This window comes from Agaribacter marinus, from assembly GCF_030160655.1.
In the GTDB taxonomy this organism is placed as follows: domain Bacteria; phylum Pseudomonadota; class Gammaproteobacteria; order Enterobacterales; family Alteromonadaceae; genus Glaciecola; species Glaciecola marina.
In genome coordinates, this window is record NZ_BSOT01000005.1 from 291,540 (window position 1) to 313,467 (window position 21,928).

General features: G+C 41.9%; 18 protein-coding genes. 13 read left to right on the plus strand and 5 right to left on the minus strand.

Annotated features, from left to right (window positions below; genetic code table 11):
• Nucleotides 1-30: 30 nt before the first annotated feature.
• The gene (nhaB, locus tag QQK00_RS02970) at nucleotides 31-1,620 is read right to left on the minus strand and encodes a sodium/proton antiporter NhaB (protein WP_284217548.1); all 1,590 of its coding nucleotides are present in this window, start codon (nucleotides 1,618-1,620) and stop codon (nucleotides 31-33) included.
• A 175-nt stretch (nucleotides 1,621-1,795) separates the two neighbouring features.
• Here nhaB and fadR point away from each other — a divergent pair, with 175 nt between their 5' ends.
• The 3 genes from fadR to QQK00_RS02985 all read left to right on the plus strand — a co-directional run bounded on the left by fadR (nucleotide 1,796) and on the right by QQK00_RS02985 (nucleotide 6,000).
• Nucleotides 1,796-2,506 carry a fatty acid metabolism transcriptional regulator FadR gene (fadR, locus tag QQK00_RS02975; protein ID WP_284215990.1) on the plus strand — a complete coding sequence of 237 codons (711 nt, stop codon included), beginning with the start codon at nucleotides 1,796-1,798 and terminating at the stop codon, nucleotides 2,504-2,506.
• A 114-nt stretch (nucleotides 2,507-2,620) separates the two neighbouring features.
• On the plus strand, nucleotides 2,621-4,654 hold the full coding sequence (locus QQK00_RS02980) for an NADPH-dependent 2,4-dienoyl-CoA reductase (RefSeq protein WP_284215991.1): 2,034 nt from the start codon (nucleotides 2,621-2,623) through the stop codon (nucleotides 4,652-4,654).
• A gap of 455 nt (nucleotides 4,655-5,109) precedes the next feature.
• On the plus strand, nucleotides 5,110-6,000 hold the full coding sequence (locus QQK00_RS02985) for a DMT family transporter (protein WP_284215992.1): 891 nt from the start codon (nucleotides 5,110-5,112) through the stop codon (nucleotides 5,998-6,000).
• 83 nt (nucleotides 6,001-6,083) lie between these two features.
• On the opposite strand, the gene QQK00_RS02990 is transcribed toward QQK00_RS02985, so the two are convergent.
• From QQK00_RS02990 to QQK00_RS03000, 3 genes are all read right to left on the minus strand, one after another.
• On the minus strand, nucleotides 6,084-6,281 hold the full coding sequence (locus QQK00_RS02990; RefSeq protein WP_284215993.1) for a hypothetical protein: 198 nt from the start codon (nucleotides 6,279-6,281) through the stop codon (nucleotides 6,084-6,086).
• Between the two features lie 136 nt (nucleotides 6,282-6,417).
• Entirely contained in the window at nucleotides 6,418-7,590 is a 1,173-nt protein-coding gene (locus tag QQK00_RS02995; RefSeq protein WP_284215994.1) for a retropepsin-like aspartic protease family protein, read from the minus strand.
• Nucleotides 7,591-7,621: 31 nt separating this feature from the next.
• Nucleotides 7,622-8,113, minus strand: a complete 492-nt coding sequence (locus QQK00_RS03000) for an acyl-CoA thioesterase (protein WP_284215995.1) — start codon at nucleotides 8,111-8,113, stop codon at nucleotides 7,622-7,624.
• An 81-nt stretch (nucleotides 8,114-8,194) separates the two neighbouring features.
• On the opposite strand from QQK00_RS03000, the gene QQK00_RS03005 reads away from it, so the two are divergent.
• From QQK00_RS03005 to QQK00_RS03030, 6 genes are all read left to right on the plus strand, one after another.
• A complete protein-coding gene (locus tag QQK00_RS03005) occupies nucleotides 8,195-8,788 on the plus strand; it encodes an elongation factor P hydroxylase (RefSeq protein ID WP_284215996.1) in 594 nt (197 codons plus the stop codon).
• A gap of 15 nt (nucleotides 8,789-8,803) precedes the next feature.
• The gene (locus QQK00_RS03010; protein WP_284217549.1) at nucleotides 8,804-9,952 is read left to right on the plus strand and encodes an ATP-NAD kinase family protein; all 1,149 of its coding nucleotides are present in this window, start codon (nucleotides 8,804-8,806) and stop codon (nucleotides 9,950-9,952) included.
• 3 nt (nucleotides 9,953-9,955) lie between these two features.
• On the plus strand, nucleotides 9,956-10,264 hold the full coding sequence (locus QQK00_RS03015) for a YfcL family protein (protein WP_284215997.1): 309 nt from the start codon (nucleotides 9,956-9,958) through the stop codon (nucleotides 10,262-10,264).
• Nucleotides 10,265-10,380: 116 nt separating this feature from the next.
• Nucleotides 10,381-11,046: a FlgO family outer membrane protein gene (locus QQK00_RS03020; protein WP_284215998.1), complete on the plus strand. Its 666-nt coding sequence runs from the start codon at nucleotides 10,381-10,383 to the stop codon at nucleotides 11,044-11,046.
• A 2-nt stretch (nucleotides 11,047-11,048) separates the two neighbouring features.
• Nucleotides 11,049-11,801, plus strand: coding sequence for a FlgO family outer membrane protein (locus tag QQK00_RS03025; RefSeq protein WP_284215999.1), 753 nt, complete (start codon nucleotides 11,049-11,051; stop codon nucleotides 11,799-11,801).
• A 5-nt stretch (nucleotides 11,802-11,806) separates the two neighbouring features.
• Entirely contained in the window at nucleotides 11,807-12,592 is a 786-nt protein-coding gene (locus QQK00_RS03030) for a FlgO family outer membrane protein (RefSeq protein WP_284216000.1), read from the plus strand.
• Nucleotides 12,593-12,630: 38 nt separating this feature from the next.
• On the opposite strand, the gene mnmC is transcribed toward QQK00_RS03030, so the two are convergent.
• Nucleotides 12,631-14,694 (minus strand): bifunctional tRNA (5-methylaminomethyl-2-thiouridine)(34)-methyltransferase MnmC2/FAD-dependent 5-carboxymethylaminomethyl-2-thiouridine(34) oxidoreductase MnmC1, encoded by a 2,064-nt coding sequence (mnmC, locus tag QQK00_RS03035; RefSeq protein ID WP_284216001.1) that lies wholly within the window; start codon nucleotides 14,692-14,694, stop codon nucleotides 12,631-12,633.
• A 166-nt stretch (nucleotides 14,695-14,860) separates the two neighbouring features.
• On the opposite strand from mnmC, the gene fabB reads away from it, so the two are divergent.
• The 4 genes from fabB (at nucleotide 14,861) to QQK00_RS03055 (ending at nucleotide 21,835) form a co-directional block, all read left to right on the plus strand.
• The gene (gene fabB / locus QQK00_RS03040; protein ID WP_284216002.1) at nucleotides 14,861-16,072 is read left to right on the plus strand and encodes a beta-ketoacyl-ACP synthase I; all 1,212 of its coding nucleotides are present in this window, start codon (nucleotides 14,861-14,863) and stop codon (nucleotides 16,070-16,072) included.
• A 183-nt stretch (nucleotides 16,073-16,255) separates the two neighbouring features.
• A complete protein-coding gene (locus QQK00_RS03045) occupies nucleotides 16,256-17,431 on the plus strand; it encodes a 4-phosphoerythronate dehydrogenase (RefSeq protein ID WP_284216003.1) in 1,176 nt (391 codons plus the stop codon).
• Nucleotides 17,432-17,495: 64 nt separating this feature from the next.
• Nucleotides 17,496-18,512: an aspartate-semialdehyde dehydrogenase gene (locus QQK00_RS03050; protein WP_284216004.1), complete on the plus strand. Its 1,017-nt coding sequence runs from the start codon at nucleotides 17,496-17,498 to the stop codon at nucleotides 18,510-18,512.
• A gap of 62 nt (nucleotides 18,513-18,574) precedes the next feature.
• Nucleotides 18,575-21,835, plus strand: coding sequence for a FimV/HubP family polar landmark protein (locus tag QQK00_RS03055; protein ID WP_284216005.1), 3,261 nt, complete (start codon nucleotides 18,575-18,577; stop codon nucleotides 21,833-21,835).
• Nucleotides 21,836-21,928 lie beyond the last annotated feature (93 nt).

The following is a 21,928-nucleotide window of genomic DNA, read 5'->3' on the forward strand; positions in this document are numbered from 1 at the left end:
TTATTAACATAATATTTCAAACAAACATTTTTAGTGAGATGGCGATTCTATTTCATGTCCATCAGCGCCAGCGACATGGTGTTCAATCAGATGATACTGATACAGCATATCTGTCATCTCATACAAACTAAAGTAAGTCATAAGCAAGCCGACAATCGTTAGTACGATGGTATACGGCAAGGCCATGAATACCATTCTGCCATAAGATAAACGCAATAGCGGCGCAATTGCAGACGTCAGCATAAACAAAAATGCGGCTTGTCCATTAGGCGTTGCAACACTGGGCAAATTTGTACCGGTATTAATTGCTACCGCTAGCAAGTCGAATTCATCACGGGTTATTTCACCTTTTTCTAGCGCGGCTGCGACTTCAGTGATGTATACTGAGCCCACAAATACGTTATCACTTACCATTGACAGTACACCATTCGCTAGGTAGAACAGCACTAATTGCGTTTCACCTTCATACGTCAACACGTATTCAATCACCGGTTGAAACAAGCCTTGATCAATGATTACGGCAACGATTCCAAAGAAAACGCACAATAATGCAGTGAAAGGGAGGGCTTCCTCAAACGCTTTACCTAGTGCGTGTTCTTCGATAATTCCACTCATTGACGTGGCCAATACTATTATGCTCAAGCCAATAAGACCAACGGAGGCAAAATGTCCCGCTAATGCTATTACTAACCAAACGCCAATAAGTGCTTGAACCACCAATCGAGCATTGTCGCGAGGTGTTCTTTCGGTATCCATATGGGCGTCGTAGTCGCGTAATATTTCTCTTACCGCAGCTGGCATTTTAGCACCATATCCAAACCATCCCGCTTTTTCTATCAACAAACAAGTCGCTAAACCAGCAATAAATACGGGAATAGTGATCGGTGACATACGGATAAAGAACTCAAAGAATCCCCAGTCAGCTTTGTCGGCTATGATCAAGTTTTGTGGTTCACCCACCATTGTCATAACGCCACCTAACGCGGTGCCGATAGCTGAGTGCATCATTAAGTTACGTAAAAACGCGCGGAAGTTCTCTAAGTCATCTTTTTTGGGGTATGACACATCGCTATCTGCAGTGTGATCATGCTCGCTATGAAATTCTTTACCTGATGCAACCTTGTGATAAATCGAATAAAAACCTAAGCCTACCGCAATGATTACCGCTACCACGGTTAAAGCATCTAAGAACGCGGATAAAATCGCTGAGGCAAAAATAAAGGACAAGGATAAGATGGCTTTATTACGTACTTTAACGACAAGTTTCGTAAATAAAAACATCAGTAAGTCTTTCATGAAATAAATACCGGCGACCATAAAGACCAGCAACAATAGGACTTCGAGGTTCGTTTTTATTTCATATAGCATGTGTTCTGGGCTTGTCATACCTATGAACAGCGCTTCTATTAAAAGTAATCCCCCCGGTTGCAATGGGTAACATTTAAGTGCCATCGCCAAGGTAAAGATAAACTGAATAACTAATGCCCAGCCGGCTATATATGGGTTTAGCATAAACAGAAAAGGGTTAATCATTAGAAAAACAATGATGGTTTGTTTGTACCAATTGGGCGCTGGCCCAAGGAAATTGCGATAGACAGCGACGAGTGGACTTGTGTGCATAGTTAGTTGACCAATGTAATATATAAAAAACGAGTGTATTTTAAAGAAGTTATCGTCATTGTCAGTTAAATATTGACTATTTATCATAAAAAACCGAATTAACGATTCTTCTTCCTTATTGTTATGCATCTGGTACAATCAGTTAACATTCAGTTAATAGTCACATGAAACGAGTATGATTTATAAGTCTCAAAGCCCAGCAGGATTCGCCGAGGAGTACATTGTCGAGTCTATTTGGAGCGGTCGATTTCCGCCCGGTACAATCTTACCTGCTGAGCGCGAACTATCAGAGTTAATCGGTGTGACAAGGACGACACTCAGAGAAGTATTGCAGCGTTTAGCGCGTGACGGTTGGTTAACAATACAACACGGCAAACCAACAAAAGTAAATAATTACTGGGAAACCTGCGGGCTTAATATCCTAGAAACGTTGGCAAGATTAGATCAGGAAGGACAACCCCAATTGTTGGACAATCTTCTGTCAGCCAGAACCAACCTGAGTGCCGTCTTTATTCGTGGCGCATTTCGTCAAAACCCAGATGAGTGCCGTAAGATTATTGAACGTCATAAAGACGTAAGCGACGAAGGCGAAGCGTTTTCTCACAATGATTATCAAATGCATCATGATTTAGCATTTGCATCTAATAACCCCGTTTATGTGCTGATGATGAATGGTTTTAGAACCATATATGCGCGTATTGGTAGCCAATTCTTCTCAAGCGAAAGTGCGCGATTGGTTGCTAGGAATTATTATCAAAACTTACTCGATGTATTAGATTCTGGCGAATCTGATCGGGTAGTTGGCGTGGTGCGTAAATATGGTGTTGAAAGTGGCAAAATTTGGCAAGAATTTAGACAGTCTATGCCAAAGAATTTAGTCGACTGATCATTCTTCAAATCAACCTAGGTGTAAGTCGCAGTCAAAATACGAACGCTCGAAGATAAGGATTTCGTCTTCACTTACGTGCGTTAATATAGTCCTAAGTAATAAGGAATTTATATGTCTGTAGCCCTTGATACACATTATCCTCATATTTTCCAGCCCCTAGATCTGGGGTTTACCCAGCTTCCCAATCGGATAATCATGGGATCTATGCATACTGGGCTAGAAGATATTCCAAATGGACATCATCGTATGGCGGCATTTTTTGCGGAACGAGCCAAAGGCGGTGTTGGACTTATTGTCACTGGGGGAATTGGTCCAAATGCAGAAGGAGCCACGCATGTTATCACTAAACGCATTGATACGGATGAAGCGGTAGCGAACCATAAGGTCGTAACCGACGCCGTCCATGCGGAAGGCGCTAAAATTTGTATGCAGATTTTACACACTGGACGCTATGCTTATAACCCGAAATTGGTCGCTCCCTCTGCCATTCAAGCGCCAATTAACCCTTTTGTTCCAAAAGCACTAGATGAAGCAGGTATCCAGCAGCAAATTAATGATTTTGTCTCTACCGCAATTCAGTCGCAAAAAGCGGGGTATGATGGTGTTGAAATAATGGGTTCAGAAGGTTATTTTTTGAATCAGTTTATCGCACAACGTACTAACAAACGTGATGACAAGTGGGGAGGCGAGTACGAAAATAGGATTCGTTTACCCATTGAAGTTGTTAAGCGTGTGCGTGAAGCCGTTGGTGAAAAATTTATTATTATTTACCGTTTATCGATGCTCGATTTAGTTGAGGGCGGAAGTAGTTACGACGAAGTCCTTCAACTTGGATTGGCCATTGAAAAAGCTGGTGCCAGTATTATCAATACAGGCATTGGTTGGCATGAGGCGCGTATTCCTACTATTGCGACGAAAGTACCGCGCGCGGCATTTACATGGGTTACGGCAAAATTTAAAGCAGCGCTAAGTATTCCTGTAGTGACCTCCAACAGGATCAATACACCAGAAGTAGCAGAAGAGGTACTCCGTCGTGGTGACGCTGATTTAGTGAGTATGGCTCGTCCGTTTTTGGCGGATTCGGCGTTTGTCATTAAAGCACAAAATAACCAAGCAAATCTCATAAACACGTGTATAGGCTGCAACCAAGCATGTTTAGATCATGTATTTGATGGCAAAATAACGAGTTGTTTAGTAAATCCTCGTGCATGCCACGAGACCGAATTAACGATTTTACCCACCTCAAACGCAAAAAAGATTGCCGTTGTTGGTGCTGGTCCGGCGGGTTTAGCAGCCGCTTTGACGACGGCTCAGCGTGGTCACAGTGTTACGCTGTTTGATGCGGATAGCGAGATAGGTGGGCAGTTTAATATTGCTAAACAAGTACCAGGTAAAGAAGAGTTTTACGAAACAATACGCTATTTTAGCGAGCAGTTAGCCGCGCACTCTGTAAATGTCCAGTTAAGCACCCGAGTGACAGCCGACTTTATTGATGAGCAAGATTTTAACGAGGTTGTTATTGCGACTGGCATAACCCCTAGAACCCTTGATATTCCAGGTATTGATCATCCATCGGTTCTCTCTTACATTGATGTATTAAAGCACAAGAAAACGGTTGGTAAACGTGTTGCTGTTATTGGCGCTGGTGGTATTGGTTTTGATACCTCAGAATTTTTATCTCATGGCAATGTATCTACCTCAACTGACATTCCCGCGTTTATGAAAGAGTGGGGGATTGATATGTCTTTATCCTCTAGAGGTGGCGTTGAAGGCATGCAGCCAAAACCTGAACCATCGCCACGAAAAATATACTTACTACAGCGGAAAACTACGAAAGTTGGTGCGGATTTAGGTAAAACGACCGGTTGGGCACATCGAGTCGGCCTGATGATGAAAGGCGTTACTATGATGTCTGGCGTTGAGTATTTAAACATTGACGATGACGGACTACACATTCGTGTTAACGATGAGATTCAATTGTTAGCGGTAGACAATGTTGTTATTTGTGCTGGGCAATTACCATGTAAAACCCTAGCTGAAGGTTTGAAGACCCCTCATCACTTTATCGGGGGCGCTGATTTTGCAGCAGAATTAGATGCCAAGCGAGCTATCGAACAAGGTACTCGTCTCGCGGCAGAGTTATAAATACGAACGAATAATACATATTTGTGCATGTTAAAATTATCGTTGACTTATTTACTGATTAACGTAGTCTTAAATGCATTAAGGCGTGAATTGTTTTATATTCAAATTCTTGCAATTACATTGAAAGTTTAGGACAGTGTGTTGTAAAACGCACGATGCATAATTAACTAATACATAAATAAGTAATACATAAATAGAATGATTAATAATAACCTCCATTACCCAGTAAACATTAGCCGAATGACGCGTGTCATTCGTTGGCTAACATATGCTGTGGCGTAATGTAGATAGGTAAATCACCTCAAAAGCCGCAGCAACTAGACTGCGGCTTTTATCTTTTTAACTCCCATAAATTAAGCCTCAGACTAGCAATGACGCCAGTTGTCGTGATTTTCTATGTGTCCGTTTCGTAGTACGAAAACAAATTTGCAACCACGAGGAAAAGGAGTAACAAAATGAAAATCGCAATTGCCTACTTAACCGTAGTGTTGGTTTGGTCTACCACCCCGCTTGGATTGGCTTGGAGCACAGAGACGGTGCATCCGAGCATGGCTGGGTTTCTGCGAATGGCAATTGCAATTGTATTGGGAGGTATTTGTCTGATTGTCTGGCGAATTAAGGTGCCAGTGCATGGAAGAGCTTTAAAGCTTTATAGCTTTTCGTCTATTGGCATATTTGGTGGCATGTTCTTGTCATATTTAGCCGCCGCTTATATTCCTTCAGGAATGATGTCGTTAGTCTTTGGTACATCACCAATTGTCACCGGACTACTGGCGTATAAATTGTTGGATGAGGCAAAATTGAGCGTGTTTAAGGTGATGGGAATCATCATATCTTTAGTGGGTCTTATCGTTGTATTTTCAGACAGCATCATTTTAGAAAAAGGGGCATGGAAAGGCATTGTACTGATTAGTATTGCGGTAGTTTGTTTCAGTTTTAGCGCTGTGCTAATAAAAACGGTCAAAATAGATATTCATCCTGCGGCAACTACTATAGGTTCTATGTTTTTTGCGGCACCTATGTATTTGTTCGCATGGTTCGTAATGGATGGCACATTACCGGTCGAAAGTTGGAGTATGCGTTCTATGTTAGCCATTCTTTACCTTGGCATATTTGGCTCATTAGTTGGCTTTGTTTGCTATTTTTACGTACTTCAAAAACTTAGTACAAGCACAGTTGCGCTAGTCACTATGATAACCCCTGTTTTTGCAATACTTTTAGGGGCATGGTTGAACAAAGAGTTGGTAACACTGAATGTTATTGTTGGCGCTGTTGCGGTTATATTTGGTTTGGCGCTTTATCAACAAAAGAGTAATAAACGAAAATCTAAACTTCAAAATGCGTAAATGTTCGCGCATCTGAAAAGAAGAATCTGAGCATCAAGGTTGGTTGATGCTCAGGTTTTATTCTTACTCAGAGTTTAGGTTAGTTAAGAACGTAAGCGTTTATATTCGTCATCTAACTGAAGTGAATAATAGATAAAATGCCCCACAAACCCACCAAGTAACGATAGTGCAATCCATTTTCCTCGTTTCGCGTTGTTAACGAGTACTGAGCTAACGGCCGCTTTAATAGCAAAAATTGTATGTATAACTGCAAACATGACCAGAATGAAAATTTCAAACATTTCTTTCCCCAAAATTAAAAAATACCGCATAGGTACAAGTACCGATATGAAAGTGCGGGGATTGTACGATGAATTTCGGTCTTAACGTGTGTTAGAAATTATACTAAGTTATTTCAAAGTAATAGAATGGGGGGAGTTAAGGATTAAGCTTGAGTACAATTCCGCCAAAGTTGTCGTTGCTGATGACGTCATACCGAGAAATAACATTCATACCTAGTAGGCCGTCGAAATCTCCGAGGTTTTTGCCATCTAATACCATCAACGTTACGTTTTTAACGCGCGTTTTTCCAACCATCAACTCAGGTACTTTGTACATCTGACTAGAAATTTGACCACCGGCTGTTTGCACCTGAAAAACCCCCAGATACTCGCCAAATGCTTTTAATGCGGGTAAATAAGCATCACTTACTGCGGTAATTGAAGCGCCAGTATCGACCAATAGCTTCATATTGGCTCGTCCTAAGCTTACGTTTGATAAATATTGATTTTGGAATTTTCTTAGAACGACTACATCATCTGCTGACATCATTTGTCGGTCAAACGCTAGGTCGTTCTGAGCAGCAGTGAGCAGCGGTTTTTCTTCAACGCTGTTGTCACTATTATAAATTTGTCGTCTTAGCTTTTGTGCTCTAGGATCGTCTGTCGGTAAGCTTGCTAGAATATCTTCCATTAAACTATATTGGGCGTCCATCCCATAGGCTTTAGCAAGTGCCATAATGTAGCGGCGATTTGTCGGATCGATATGAAATAGAGGTTCTAAAAATGCAGCCAACAAATTCCAGCTTTCATCTCCACTAAATTGTTGAATAATCTTACTACTATGTATTTCTATGAATTTATTCACTTCATAGCGTTGCTCGTCGTCTAAAGGAAGATCCCGTAAACCATAATAGTGCGTTATCGCGGTGTTAAGGTTTTGCGTATGGTAAATGGTTTCGGCTTCAAGCAGCAGGGCAGGTATCGATTTAGGATGCATTCGCAAATATTGACGGACTACAACTAACAATTCTTCATATCGCTTTTGTCCTCGTAATTGCTGTAAAGTGTCCCAATTACTAGGATCTTCAACAATGGCTATATCGTTTATTTCGTTCGTTGAACTATCAGCTTGCAGAACATTGTCGGTGTTAGTAAATGCCTTATCTTCTATAAGATCTTGTTTTCCTTTATTTTTCTTTGATTCATTCTGCTCAAGGAGGGCAGTGATGGCCTGCCTTGCACTAGGATTGTCTGAATAGACAGACCTTAGTAAAAATACGTTTAGGCTTAGCGACGCTGCCAACATGCCAACAAATACATATTTTAACATAGCGATGCGCTCCTTATTGTTATCCGTATTCTCATGAGACCGATAATGTTGTTACATTGTTACTGTAGGTTTCTGAAAACGATGGTGGCATCAGTTTAGGTGAGCCTAAAGACAGGCTGATACACACAAAATCGGTTGTCGCAGTGAATACGGTTTTCCGTGTTCTCGTGGATATAAACTGAAATTGTCTACGTAAACGAAGTTTTTTATCGCAAAATACTATCCATGTAGCGCATGCAATTTGTTCGTCCAAATAACACGCGTGAATGTAATTTAAGTCGTGGTGCCTAATTACCATGGCCCTATCTAAGGCTTTGTATTCTTTGATTGTTAAGCCAATGCTATTTGAATGCCCCCAAGCGACTTTCTCAATTTGTGTCACGTAGGCTGCGTTGTTTACATGGTTATAATGATCAATGTGCGCATCGGTGATTTGCCATAACACTATAAAAGGCTTTGGCAACGACCAATTGAGTATGTGCCATTGGTTAATTTCGTCACAAACAAGTTGGCTCTCAAGCATATCGACTAACAATAAAATGGATCATTAATGTATACTAGGCGTCAATGAAGGTGCTGGCAATTAGTTTTACACGTCTGTTTTATGGAACAACAATGCAGAGCTCAAACGCGCAGTAGTGAGCAATTAGAGCAAATATTTAATTTTTCGTTTTCGAGCATTGAAAATACAGTGCTGATGGGCGGGGCAACTGAACCCTTGTATTTACCCGCAGGGATGGATTATTCGGCGCATATTCGTCTTAGCAACCCTTGTCACGTTATGACTGAAAAACACCATATATTTTACCGCGCAAATTATTTTTCTAGTGCGTTGCATGAAGTTGCGCATTGGTGCATCGCGGGAGAGCGAAGGCGGGCATTGTTGGATTATGGTTATTGGTATGCGCCCGATGGGCGAGATAAAAGTGAACAAACCGCCTTTGAGCTGGTGGAGCGCAAACCACAAGCGCTCGAATGGGCATTTTCGTTGGCAGCGGGTATTCAGTTTAGAGTCAGCAACGATAATTTAGCGATGTTAGAAGTATCAGACTCAGAATTCCAAGAAAAAGTATGGCATCAACTCCAAGCATATTGTGAATTTGGTTTCCCCGCGCGTGCAGGCATTTTTTTAAATGGTTTGTTTTCTTATTATGGGTCTTCCAAAAATCGTCTACTAGCTCAAGTAAAGGAACGTTAAGGTGTTACTCAATTGATGCAAGTAAATGAAGCTAAATCAACGTTTACCCTTGGGCTAATTATTAATCCATATGCAGGCATTGGCGGTGCACTTGCGTTAAAAGGCAGTGACGGAAAAGATATTCGTGAAAAAGCCCTAAGTGCTGGCGCATCATTACAGGCAATTTCGCGTGCGAGAACAGCATTAGAAGTGCTTATTCCTCTAAAAGGCAAATTCAGAGTGATTACTTGTAGTGGTGACATGGGCGAGCGACTTTGCCAAGACTTAGCGTTTGACTACCACGTCGTTTATAGCCAAAAACTACAACAGTCAGAAGCAAGTGATACGATTAACGCTGCGCAAGCAATATCAACATACGGTGTCGATTTAATGCTATTTGCTGGTGGCGATGGTACAGCTCGAAATTTGTGTAATGTATTTCCAGTATCCCAGGCACTATTAGGTATTCCTGCTGGATGTAAAATTCATAGTGGTGTATATGCTATTACGCCGAATGCAGCCGGGAAAGTCGCAGCGCAAATGGTACGCGGTGAAATAGTAAGCGTGATGCAGGCGGAAGTGCGTGATATTGATGAAGACAAATTTCGACAAGGATTAGTCGTTGCTAAGTACTTTGGTGAAATGGCGGTGCCAGAATCACTGACATACATACAGGCAGTAAAAATGGGCGGCAAAGAGTCTGACGAATTGGTGCTTGCTGATATTTCTGCGTATATCAGAGAGTTAATGGAAGAGCTGCCTGACGATTACTTCATCATTGGTTCTGGCAGCACCGTTGACTTTGTCATGTCAGATATGCATTTAAGCAACACTTTATTAGGCGTTGATGTTGTTTATCAGGGGAAGGTTGTTGCACAAGACGTGACGGCGGCGGAGTTACAAAATCTCACATCCACTAAATCGATAAAATTATTAATAACGGCCATTGGTGGACAAGGACATTTATTTGGTCGAGGCAACCAGCAGCTAAGTGAGCAAGTTTTGGCAAGCATAGAAAAATGCGATATTTGGGTGGTGTGCACAAAATCAAAGTTACTTAACTTAAAAAATGCTGGTTTTATTGCTGACACAGGCAATCACGCACTTGATAATCGACTTGCAGGACCAATTCAAGTGATTACGGGCTACAAAGACAAGGCCTTATATTTTATTCGGAGAACATGACGCGTGATACTGAAGCCGCCATTTGAACAATATTTACAAGATAAAGAAGCATTTCTGGATGGTTTTATTGATGCGGGAAGTGAGCAAGAGCTATTTGCCGCAAGTTATATACATGGACACCTTTCACTTGTCGCGGCCAACGTGTTCGGTCTTGCAGAGACTGATACAAACGGCGATGTCAACGCTAAGTATATTGAGCGCTTTACAGCAGAGTTAACCACCAGTATCGACGATGCGATTAATGATAAAGAGTTATTGGGTGATGATATCAATGACGTAAAAGATATGCTCAAACGGATGTTTCTCAAGTAGGTTTCAACAAACTCATCGTTTTCCATAAAAGTGGACTCATAATTGCTAAGTTAAACTTGAATAGATAATACCTTGGCCAATCTTTTGGCTATTCAAGGTTTAACCGAGTTGCCATTATGAAAAATACTCTAAACAGTTTCATCAGTTTTGTGGTTTGCATTTTATGCGTATACATCTTGCTGTCGCTTAGCGGATGCAGTGCTGTTGGCGCTTTATTGAGCGCAGAACAGAAGGTACTACCTAAAAAACAGATGCCAATCGCGCTAGGAAATTCTGAATTGTACACGCATCAACTAGCCAATGAATTATTTCTAAATCTTGCCGCTGATCGGCAATATCGGTATGCCGTTGCCGGTTTTGTTCCGGTAACTACACTGCAACATGACCTCACGCAACAGGGCCCGCTAATGCTATTAGGGCATCAACTCGAACAAGGTTTAACCACTGAGGTGGTGCGCAGAGGTTATATCGCACAGGATTTTAAGGCAACAAATACGATCATCATGGGCGACACCTCAGAAAGAGCGCTTTCTAGAAATGTAGAGCATCTGCGTTCTACTCAAAATATCGATTTTTTTATAACTGGCACGATTACTGAACAAGAGATGGGCGCAATGGTAAATGCGCGGATTATTAACGTACGAACAAAAGATGTCATTGCCGCAGCAACGCAGTTTTTTCCGGCGGAGTTGTTTTGGCAGCAAGAGCAAGTAAGTACTAGAAATGGCATGCTGTATCGTACCGAGAAACCAGCAGCTTATATGCCCAAGGCAGGAGAGTAGATATGAAGACTGTTACGTTATTATTGAGTATTTTAGCGCTGAGCGCGTGCGCGAGTATGCCAACGATGGATACACTACTAGGTACAAATAAAGTCGACGAGGAGCAGCCGGAAGAACTAGTAGTTGATGTAATTACAGAAAGTGAGCTTGATGAACAAACTGTGATGGCTCGCACACGAGATCGTAATATTGATGCGTTTGGATCAATGGTTAAACCAAGTGTAATGTCGCAAACGCCAGGGGCTTACAAGAGTATTCCGCTAACTAAACACATTGGTCATTATGTAACAAATATGGCGAATGACTTAGTGGCAAACATGGAGTACGTTACCGAACGAACGCCAGTCGCGGTGACGCATTTTTCACTTATCGATAGCGATCTAAAAGAAACAAATTTACTCGGTCAACAAATGGCTGAATCCTTTGCTCATGAGTTTCATAAATTTAGAATGCCAGTGGTAGAGTTTAAAGCTACGCAATTTATTCGCGTGACGGAAACGGGGGACTATTTGCTGTCTCGAGACTTTCTGGATCTAAATAATTCTACGCCTATTCAATATGTGCTTACGGGGACCATGACTAAGCATCAAGGCGGCTACATTGTGAATGCAAGAATGTTAGGGATGGAGTCGAAGGTTATTGTCGCAAGTGCTCAGTCATTTATTCCGTATTACATTGTTGATGCGTTAATGCCGAGTGAATCTAGTCGTCAAAATGAAGTGGTTGACGGCGTGCGTATTATCCGAGGTGAATAAATACAATGAACATTCAAAGTAAGATACTAGATCGATGGGTAAAGTACGTTTCGTATGCGATTGCAACCGCATTACTAACAGGTTGTGCTATGGGGCGGATGTTCATGGCAGGGTATACGCCGCCGCAAACGATTGCTGATTTGCTTAACGAACAATATGCTCTAGCAGGTGAATTGCCGCCCGAATTACAAGATGTAGATGGAAAAAGCAACCGGACGATTTCCTTGGCGAGTGGCAGAGAAGGAAACGAAAAACGTCAAATACACCTTTCTGAGTTTAACGACGAACCGGTGATGGTTACGCCGTATCATCAAGTAAAATCTTTTCGTCCTTCATTTACTTATAAAGGCGTAGAAGATTATGCTGCGCAGTTATCTATGGCGCTTGTGAAAAATGGTGTAGGCCTGAATAGAAACTTGCGCATTGGTGTCAGTTCTTTTGTGGTTTTAGATGAAACGCTACAAAACACGTCGATATTGGGTAACCAATTGGCAGAACACTTTATCAATGAAATACAATCGTATGGCTTGTCTGTTATTGACCATAAATTGATGCCTGCGCTTCAAGTAACATCACGTGGCGATATTGCATTTTCTCGCGATGTTACGCAACTAGCTAAAAACGATATAATGGACCACGTCCTATCTGGTACAATGATTAAGAAAGCGAATGGTATATTTGTAAATGCCCGTATTATTTCACTCAGTGATAATCGTGTTATTGCGTCATCGCATACCATAATACCGAATTTTGTGGTGTCTTCTTTGCACCACCAATACGTAGCTCGCTGAGCACTATTTTGACTGCGATCACCCAAAGTTCGGGTAACTTAGTCTTGCTTACGTATTAGGGAACGAATGGTGAACCGGCTGGGGTTTACCGCATTTAGTAATTTGTTTGACAAAGGAAGGCAAGTTTGCGTAATTTGAGACGCAATTGTCTTGGCGGCAATCGGGGCAGTCGTTAAACCTCTCGAGCCCAAGCCTGTAAGTAGGAACACATTTTTTTGTACTGTTGCTGGCAGATGATTGTGTACCGTGTTGTATTTGTTGAGTTGGTGGTATTGCGTTTCTAGTTTGCCAACGTCGAGCATGTTGCCTATCAGCGGCAAATGATCAGGTGTCGAACATCTTATTGCCGCGCGCCCTTGTGGATGTTTTTCTTCGTTAAACTGAGTGATTATCGGTTGCCAGTTGGCTTCATTCATTGCTTTCGAATGCGTTGTAAAATTCACTTCTCTATCTGAAAGGCGATAATCAGTTGCTGTGTCCAATTTGTTGTAAGTCGATCCTAGTGCATGTTTACCGTTGACCTGCGGCGTAAAGTAACCTTTGTGACACAATACTGTTTTTAGTGGGCGGGTTTCTTCAATTGCGTCTACATACTCCACTTGCCCACGTGTTAGGCGCAACGCTATGTTTTCTCCTAAAAAGCGCGATGAACCATCCGCTGTTGCTAGCACCAAATAATCACACTGCGTTTTGTTGCTGCTATTTGATACATGGCTCGTACTTCCTCTTATCTTTTTCGTCGTTGCGATGTTTATGGGTGCATCAATGCCAGTTGATTCATATTGTAGCAACTCAGTCGACGTACTAAGCTCAAAGTGCTTATATGTCTGACATACGTCAATGCAGCTCTTGGTCAGGGATACGGGGGATATCCAACCTGCATCGGGTAAAAACAAACCGCCATAGGGCAATTGAATATTTGTAATCTCTGTCGCGGTATCAGCATCAACAACCGTTGCTAAACGCTCTGGCCAGAGCGATTTATCAAGCATCTTTGCATAACGTGCTTGCGTATTCTCATTAAACCCCAACTGTAAAACACCACACCAGTCATGATCGAATTGCGTGTTTTCAGATAAATGTGTATACCAGCGTTTAGCAAATAAAAAACTATGGGCATAAAATTGACTTGCTATGCTTGCATCTGCTTGTAGCTGCGGGTAAAAACCGCCTATTGTATTACCAGATGCACCCATAGCAACGTCTTCATCAGCGCATATTAGGCGAACATTTAATCCAACCCTAAGTAACTCCAATGCACATATTGCACCCGCAATGCCGCCGCCAACGACAACCGCAGTTTTAGATGCGTCAAAATGGCTTGCTGGCCGCGCGTACCAGGGGGCCTGTTGCTTCGTCCATACCTTTGGTTTTTTGAGCAGATTGCCTACAAGCATGTCTCGTTTTCTGCCGAATCCCTTGCGTTTTTTTACGTCAAAACCGGCCTCCTGTAATCCGCGCTTCACGACGCCCGCTGCAGTAAATGTCGCAAAACTTGCATTTAATTTACTTAACCGAGCTAATTGTTTGAAAACGCTTGTTTGCCACATACTTTCATTCTTACTCGGCGCAAAACCATCAAGAAACCAAGCATCTACAATGCCTTGTTCATGCACATACACTTCTTCAATGTGCTCGTTAATGTCGCCAAGTACTAAATGAATAACAGTATTGAATGTCGACATATCGAGTGTGTGATTGCCACTGAGCTCTGGCGGATAAGCGTCGATTAATGCCTTGTACTCTAGTGCTAAAAGATTCCTTGATTGTGCGATTTTTTGCAACGCGCCTATATTTAGTGGGTATTTTTCAAATGAAATTACATGCAGTTTTTTTAACCTATGCTTTGGGTTTGCATGTGTAAACTCGGCAAACTGCTGCATGATTAACATTATATTTAGACCGGTACCAAAACCAGTTTCACCTATAACAAAGTGAGATTGTTCATGTTTTCGCCATTTATCACGGATATCATTTCCATCAATAAATACATATTGTGTTTCTGCAACGCCATCGTCGTTTGAAAAATAAACGTCATCAAATGCTTCTGAAACAGGTGTACCTTGCGAATTAAAGCTGATATTTGCGTTTTGTAATTTCATCAATTAGGTAATCTATGCGGCGCTTTTGTAGAAGTATTCAAATTGTGAATGACTTTTTGCTTAATTTTATGACAGTATACCCCTAAGAGCAGACCAGTTGAATCAATTAAGCCGTTAAGATATGGCGGAATTGAACGTTATTAGAAAAAATGAATAAGGGTGATAAATGAAACGCGCAGTGATTACCGGCTTAGGTGTTGTCTCAAGTATTGGGAATAATGCTGATGAAGTAACTCAATCTTTGAAGACCGGGAGTTCTGGTATTACATTTTCTGAGCAATTTGCTGAAATGGGATTGCGCAGTCAAGTCTGGGGTAATGTTAAACTAGACCTAAAAGAAATGATTGACCGTAAAGCCCTGCGTTTTATGGGAGATGCATCGAGTTATGCATACTTAGCCATGCAACAGGCTATTGCAGATGCAGGCTTAGAAGAGAAAGATTATTCGAATGAAAGAGTCGGAATAATTGCTGGCTCGGGTGGTGCATCTTCTGAAAACCAAGTAAATTCGTCAGACATACTGCGAGCAAAAGGCGTAAGACGCATGGGACCCTACATGGTCACCCGTTGTATGGCGAGCACTGTCTCTGCATGTTTGGCCACGCCCTTTAAGATTCGCGGTGTTAACTATTCAATTGCGTCTGCGTGCGCGACTAGTGCGCACTGTATCGGCAATGCATGGGAACTGATTCAGCTTGGCAAGCAAGATATGGTGTTTGCTGGAGGGGGTGAAGAACTCCATTGGGCATTGTCGAGTCAGTTTGATGCTATGGGGGCTTTATCTAGCAAGTATAATGACAATCCTGCTGTGGCGTCGCGCACATATGATGCCGATAGAGATGGTTTTGTGAGTTCTGGCGGCGGTGGAATGGTTGTTGTAGAAGAGCTGGAACATGCACTTGCTCGTGGTGCGAAGATTTATGGCGAAGTCGTGGGATATGGTGCTACATCGGATGGTTATGACATGGTTGCGCCGTCTGGTGAAGGCGCAGCAAGGTGCATGCGCATGGCTATGCATGGTTTAGAACAACCATTGGATTACCTCAACACACACGGTACGTCTACACCGGTCGGTGATGTGCAAGAGCTAAAAGCAATTCAGGAAGTCTTTGGTGCAAACAGTCCGGCGATAAGTGCTACTAAATCACTTACTGGCCATGCCTTAGGTGCGGCTGGCGTTCATGAAGCGATATTCACTTTACTGATGATGCAAAATGATTTTATTTGCCCCTCAATCAATATAGACAATCTTGATGAAGCGGCGACTAATTTAGATATTGTGACCACGACTCGAACGCAAACTGTAAATTTGGCGATGTCGAATAGTTTTGGTTTTGGTGGCACAAACGCCTCTTTGGTATTCAAAAAGTATCAATAGCGATAGGGCTTTCTACGTCGTAAAATGCGAGTGATAAATTTGTAATTTACGAGTGTTAGTTAACGTTAAGCTGATATGTCCATATGAAGGGATATTTGATTCACTCAAATGTCCCTTTTTTAACTTGTGAGAAGTACTAAAAATTGCAAACGTTTCAACCTGTTTTCTTGAATTGGTTTATTGATGAAGATTTTATTTGATAGTGTGATGCCATATGCTGACGCGTTTTTTTCTAGCATTGGGGAATGTAAGTCGTTTGAATCAGGGGTATTGGGTGACATTGATTTAGCTGAAGCAGACGTTTTGTTGACGCGCTCCACAACAAAGGTGGATAAACAGCTACTCCTTAAAGCTGAACATGCAAAGTTTATCGGAACTGCGACGGCGGGAATTAATCACTTTGATGTAAAAGCAATAGAACAGCATGGTGCACACTGGACCTCAGCCGCCGGGTGTAATGCCAGAGCGGTTGCAGAGTACGTATTAGCATCACTCTTATACCTTGCAATTAATGATGAAATTGAATTAGCAGGAAAGAGCTGTGCTATTGTTGGCGTGGGCGAAGTCGGACGGCAGGTCGCAAGTATTGTTAACGCGCTGGGTATGTCGATAGTGTTGTACGATCCACCACGAGCGGAGTTAGAATCAACATTTACATCAGCGTCGTTTGACGAAGTGATTAGCGCAGATTTTATTAGTTTACATGCGCCATTGATTAATGATGGAAAATATCCCACACGACATATGTTCAATGATATTGTGCTAAACAAAATGAATGCCAATCAGTATTTAATTAGTGCCAGTCGGGGAGAACTGATTGATACCAATGCTTTACTTGCCCGCTTTCGTTTAAAGTCAAAAAGCGCTGCCTCTGGTGTATCTCAGTGCACAGCGCCGCAGTTAGTCATGGACTGTTGGGAAGATGAACCTACTATTTCGACTGAGCTAATGACGCACTGTCGTCTTGCGACGGCGCATATTGCCGGGCATTCACTAGAAGGAAAAGCTAGAGGGACTAGCATTTTGTATGACAAGTTATGTGAGTTCTTGGCGGTAGACAATGTACTCAATCTACGTGATTTTCTGCCAATATACGAAATGCCAGAAAATTTAATGGCACATATACGTGCTTTTGACATGGATACTTTATCACTTGCGACACTTAATAATATTGTGAAGTGTTTCTATGATATTGAAAATGATGATAGTTTTTTTCGTCAGCACATGGCAAAATCTGATCAAATTACACCAATCCGAAAGAATTATCCCATCAGGCGTGAGTTTGATGCGGTGTCTGTCCGACTGCAAAATCCAGTCGCAAAACAGCAACTGTCGGCATTAGGTTTCAAGGTCCTTTGAGCGCTCGTGCAGCGTGTCAATAGGACTGACTTAATATAATAAAAAAGGCAAAGGCTTAAAATACATGTCAAACGCATACAATGTCGCAGTGTTAGGCGCCACAGGACTTGTTGGTCAAACAATGATGGACGTTTTGTCTGAACGTAAATTTCCGATTGATACCTTATATCCGCTTGCAAGTGCAAGATCAGCAGGTGACGAAATCAATTTTAAGGGCGAAAAGCTGACGGTTATTGATGCAGATGAATTTGATTGGTCTACTGTACATATTGCATTTTTCTCTGCTGGGGGCAGTATATCTGAAAAATATGCACCTATCGCGGCGGATGCCGGTTGTGTCGTTATCGACAATACCTCACATTACCGATATGAACCCGATATTCCGCTCGTTGTGCCAGAAGTAAACAAAGCGGCGTTGGCTGACTTTAGGAATCGTAATATTATTGCAAACCCCAATTGCTCAACGATCCAAATGTTAGTTGCTTTAAAACCAATACATGACGCCGTCGGGATTTCTCGTATAAATGTGAGTACGTATCAATCTGTTTCAGGTGCTGGGAAAACAGCGATGGAAGGCCTCGCTAAACAGACGGCAGAGTTGTTAAATGCGAAGCCAATGACTGGTAAAGACTTTCCTCGCCAGATTGCGTTTAATGTTATTCCACAAATTGATGTTTTTATGGACAATGACTATACCAAAGAAGAAATGAAAATGGTGTGGGAAACGCAAAAAATTATGGGTGATAACAGTATCTTAGTTAACCCTACTGCTGTGCGTGTACCTGTGTTTTATGGTCATGGTGAAGCAATACATATTGAAACACATCAACCCATTGATGCAGAGCAAGTTAATGAATTACTGCAAGCAGCAGAAGGCATTAAACTGTATGAGAAAACAGACGAGTTTCCTACGCAAGTATGCAGTGCGAGTGGTAATGATTGGGTACATGTAGGTCGCGTAAGAAACGATATTTCACACCCTAATGGTATAAATATGTGGGTAGTTTCTGACAATATAAGAAAAGGCGCGGCGACGAATAGCGTGCAAATTGCAGAAGCGTTGGTTGCAGAATATCTGTAAATATTCTGTGCTAAATGCCGATACGTATAGGTATTTGTATTTTTTGAAGGTGGACATTAGGTTTGAATATTAAGCGAATTTCATTATTCATTTTGGTGATAATGCTGACTTGTATTCGTCCATATTCTGCCGATGCACAGGTGCAGATCCAAGGCCCAAGAAACGCCGAAGATGTATATTCTGGCGTAGTCTATGGGCCAATCGACCCTACCGATACTTTGTGGCGAATAGCTAGCCGATATAAGCAAGATTCTAATTTTTCCGTTTATCAAACGATGCTTGCTATATATGAACTAAACCCTCAAGCCTTTGAAAATCAAAACTTTAATACAATGGTGAATGGGGCAATTTTGCAATTGCCTAGTGACCGTTATATCGCTCGTATGAGTTTGCAACGGGCGAAGGCAAAGGCCGAAGCAGATGATCGAGCATTTGGCAGGCCGAACTCAGTTCAACCAACTAATGACGCTGGTAAAATACCCAGCGAAAATCTTAAACCTGAAATTCCTTTGGTTAATCAAGAAGATCTGTCGAATACTCAGCGCCAATTACAGAATCAGTTGAACGCCCTTAACCGTCAGCAGAATACTCAGTTTGGTGCAATTAAAGATCAGGTCTCTTCGTCTATTGATAGCGTTCAAGCACTGTTGGATGAAAATCGGCGTTTATATGAACGCTTAGATCAAGTGAATACGGATATTGCCGACTTGCGTAATAAGGTAGAAGGCGAGGTTCAAGGGCAAATTGATGAACAGCTTAGCTTGCAAAAAGAACTCATTGCATTGGTAAAAGACGCGCAGCAGCGACAATTAGACAAAGAGTCAGAGTCTATATTAACGAAGCTTACGAGTTCTACAGGTATTATTCTATTGACGACTGGCTTTACGCTAGTTGTGCTTATCGGTTTAGCAATTTGGGCACTAAGAAAGCCTGCTGCATCGAATGCGGCACCTGTAGAATCAAAAACAAACACTAAGGCATCAAGCGATATCGTTGATGACGAACTGGTGATTGGTGAAATTGATGATGCGGCATCTGCAGAAGCGGATGAGCTTATGGCTGCCTTAGAAGCAGAATTGCCAGATGACGATGATACGGATGATATTTTAGGCGAACAACTTGAAGATGGCCTAGATGAAATTCAGGTCGATGATAACGTGGATGATTTTGGCGATTTAGACGATGAAATGCTTGTTCCTAATGCGACGTCCAACGACTCTGAATCCAATAGTAGTGAAGCGAGTGGCATCGAAGAGGTAAGTTTCGATGCCGACGCTATTTCTTTAGATGAAGATGAATTAGGGAATGAGTCTATCGATTTGTCGGATGACGACGAAATACTTGATACGTCCACAGACGAAAATAAAGACATTACCGATGCTACCGATTTAGAAGAATTAGATTTAGGTGATGATCTCGATGATGAAATTGAAGCGTCTGAAAATGATGAGACCGCTTCTACAGCCGAGAATGGTAAGCAGAACGAATCGGCAGATGATGCTGAGTTGGTACTGGATGGCTTGCCTAGTGAAGAAGATGACGGCACGCCTGAGGGAGTCGACCTGAATGAAGATGGTGAAATTGATGAGAACACCATCGAACAAATAGAACAGCAAATTCAGCAGAAAGATAAAGAAATCAATCAGCTTACCGACGATATTCTTGCAGATATAGACAACGCGGTTGATGAACCTGATGATAGCGACGTTGCCGCAGAAGAGAGTGAAGACAAGAGTGAAGAAGACACGGAGTTTGATGCCTTAACGGATATCGACGATATTCTTGACGCTACTGAAGCAGACGATTTAACGACTGACAATGCGGGTAATGACGAGACGGCTATAACACAAACGCCTGCGGAAGAAAGCGGTAGCGTGACAGATTTAGCCGACGAAATATTAGCAGATATTGAGTCTGAGTTAGATGGCAGTGTGGACGACGAGAGCGATAAGGGCGAAGAAGGTAATTCTGGCAATGATATGCCTTCGATGGATACGTCTGTAACTAACGCACCTGAAACAGAAGGCGATGAGAGCATTGACCCTGACGATATACTCGCTGAGTTAGGTGTTGACGCTGCCGTTGACAATGACAATTCTGCGCCTGTGTTAGATGTCATTAATGATGACAACGATGAAGATGACAACAATCATACTGTTCAGACAAGTGAATCCGCCATCGAGTTAGCTGACGAACTTATCAATGAGTTGTCGGAAGACGACAAAGCAAGCGAAGAGCTAGACAGTTTACTCGACGAATTTACTGAGCAAGAAAACAACACGTTAGTAGAAGACAATGCAGAAATAGAAGAACCATTAAATGCAATTGAAGATGCAATAGATTTAGGTGAAGAGGCCGAGCCTATAGATTTGATTGATTCTCTAGCTGATGAGTTGTTAGATGAACTAACGGAAGAAAATGGCGCGAAAGATGAGTTAGATGAGTTACTCGAGGAAATGGGCGCAGATGATGCTGACGACGAAGAGAATCATGAGCTCATTGATGAACTTCTAGAAGATATTCCTTCTTTCACTGCAGAGATCAGTGCTTCAGATGCTGAAGAGCTTAATTCAGATATAGATAGCACAGATATAGATAGCACAAACGTAAGTGAAGATATTACTGACTCATCAAACAAGGTTAGCGATAAAGTAGACACTGAAGAAAGCGCAGATACTGATGACGACTTACTCGCTGACTTACCGGGTTTAGATGATTGGTTAGATGAGGACTCGGAGGCTGTTGCAAGAAGTGATGTGGAAACGTCGCATGACACTGAACAAGCAAATGTAGAAAATGATGATTTATCTGTAATTGCAGAATCAGATTTTGATTCATTATTGGCTGGTATCGAAGATAGCGGCGATGATGACGTTGACGATGCTTTAAATAGTTCAGTCTTAGAAGATACAAAAGATACTGATAGCATACGAAAAGATGTTGACGCAGCTGGACTAGATTTAGACGCGCTAATGTCCGAAGGGCAAGATGCTACATCCAATAGCGATGAGATAGAAGACTTTGTCGACGTGGATGACTTGCTTAATGAATCAGAAACTGCTCAACCTAAATCAGATAACGATTTACAGTTAGATTTGAATAGTTCCTTAGATCGTTTAATCGACAGTGAAGAAGACATGAGTATATCAAATTCGTCTGAGGAACTGATGGATCAATCAAGTAACTTAGACTTAGCACAAGTTTATATTGATATGGAAGATTTCGATGCTGCCCGTGAAGTGTTGATGGAAGTCACTAAAAGCAACAATGGAGCGCTCAAAGAAGAGGCTGAGGAATTACTTAGTCGGATTGAAGGCAAATAAAAAAGGCAGGTAAATTAATGCCTGCCCAATTTAAGTGTGTGCCGCAAATGCGTAAATGCTAGTTTAAAGTGTCTTCCTAACTTTATTTACTTG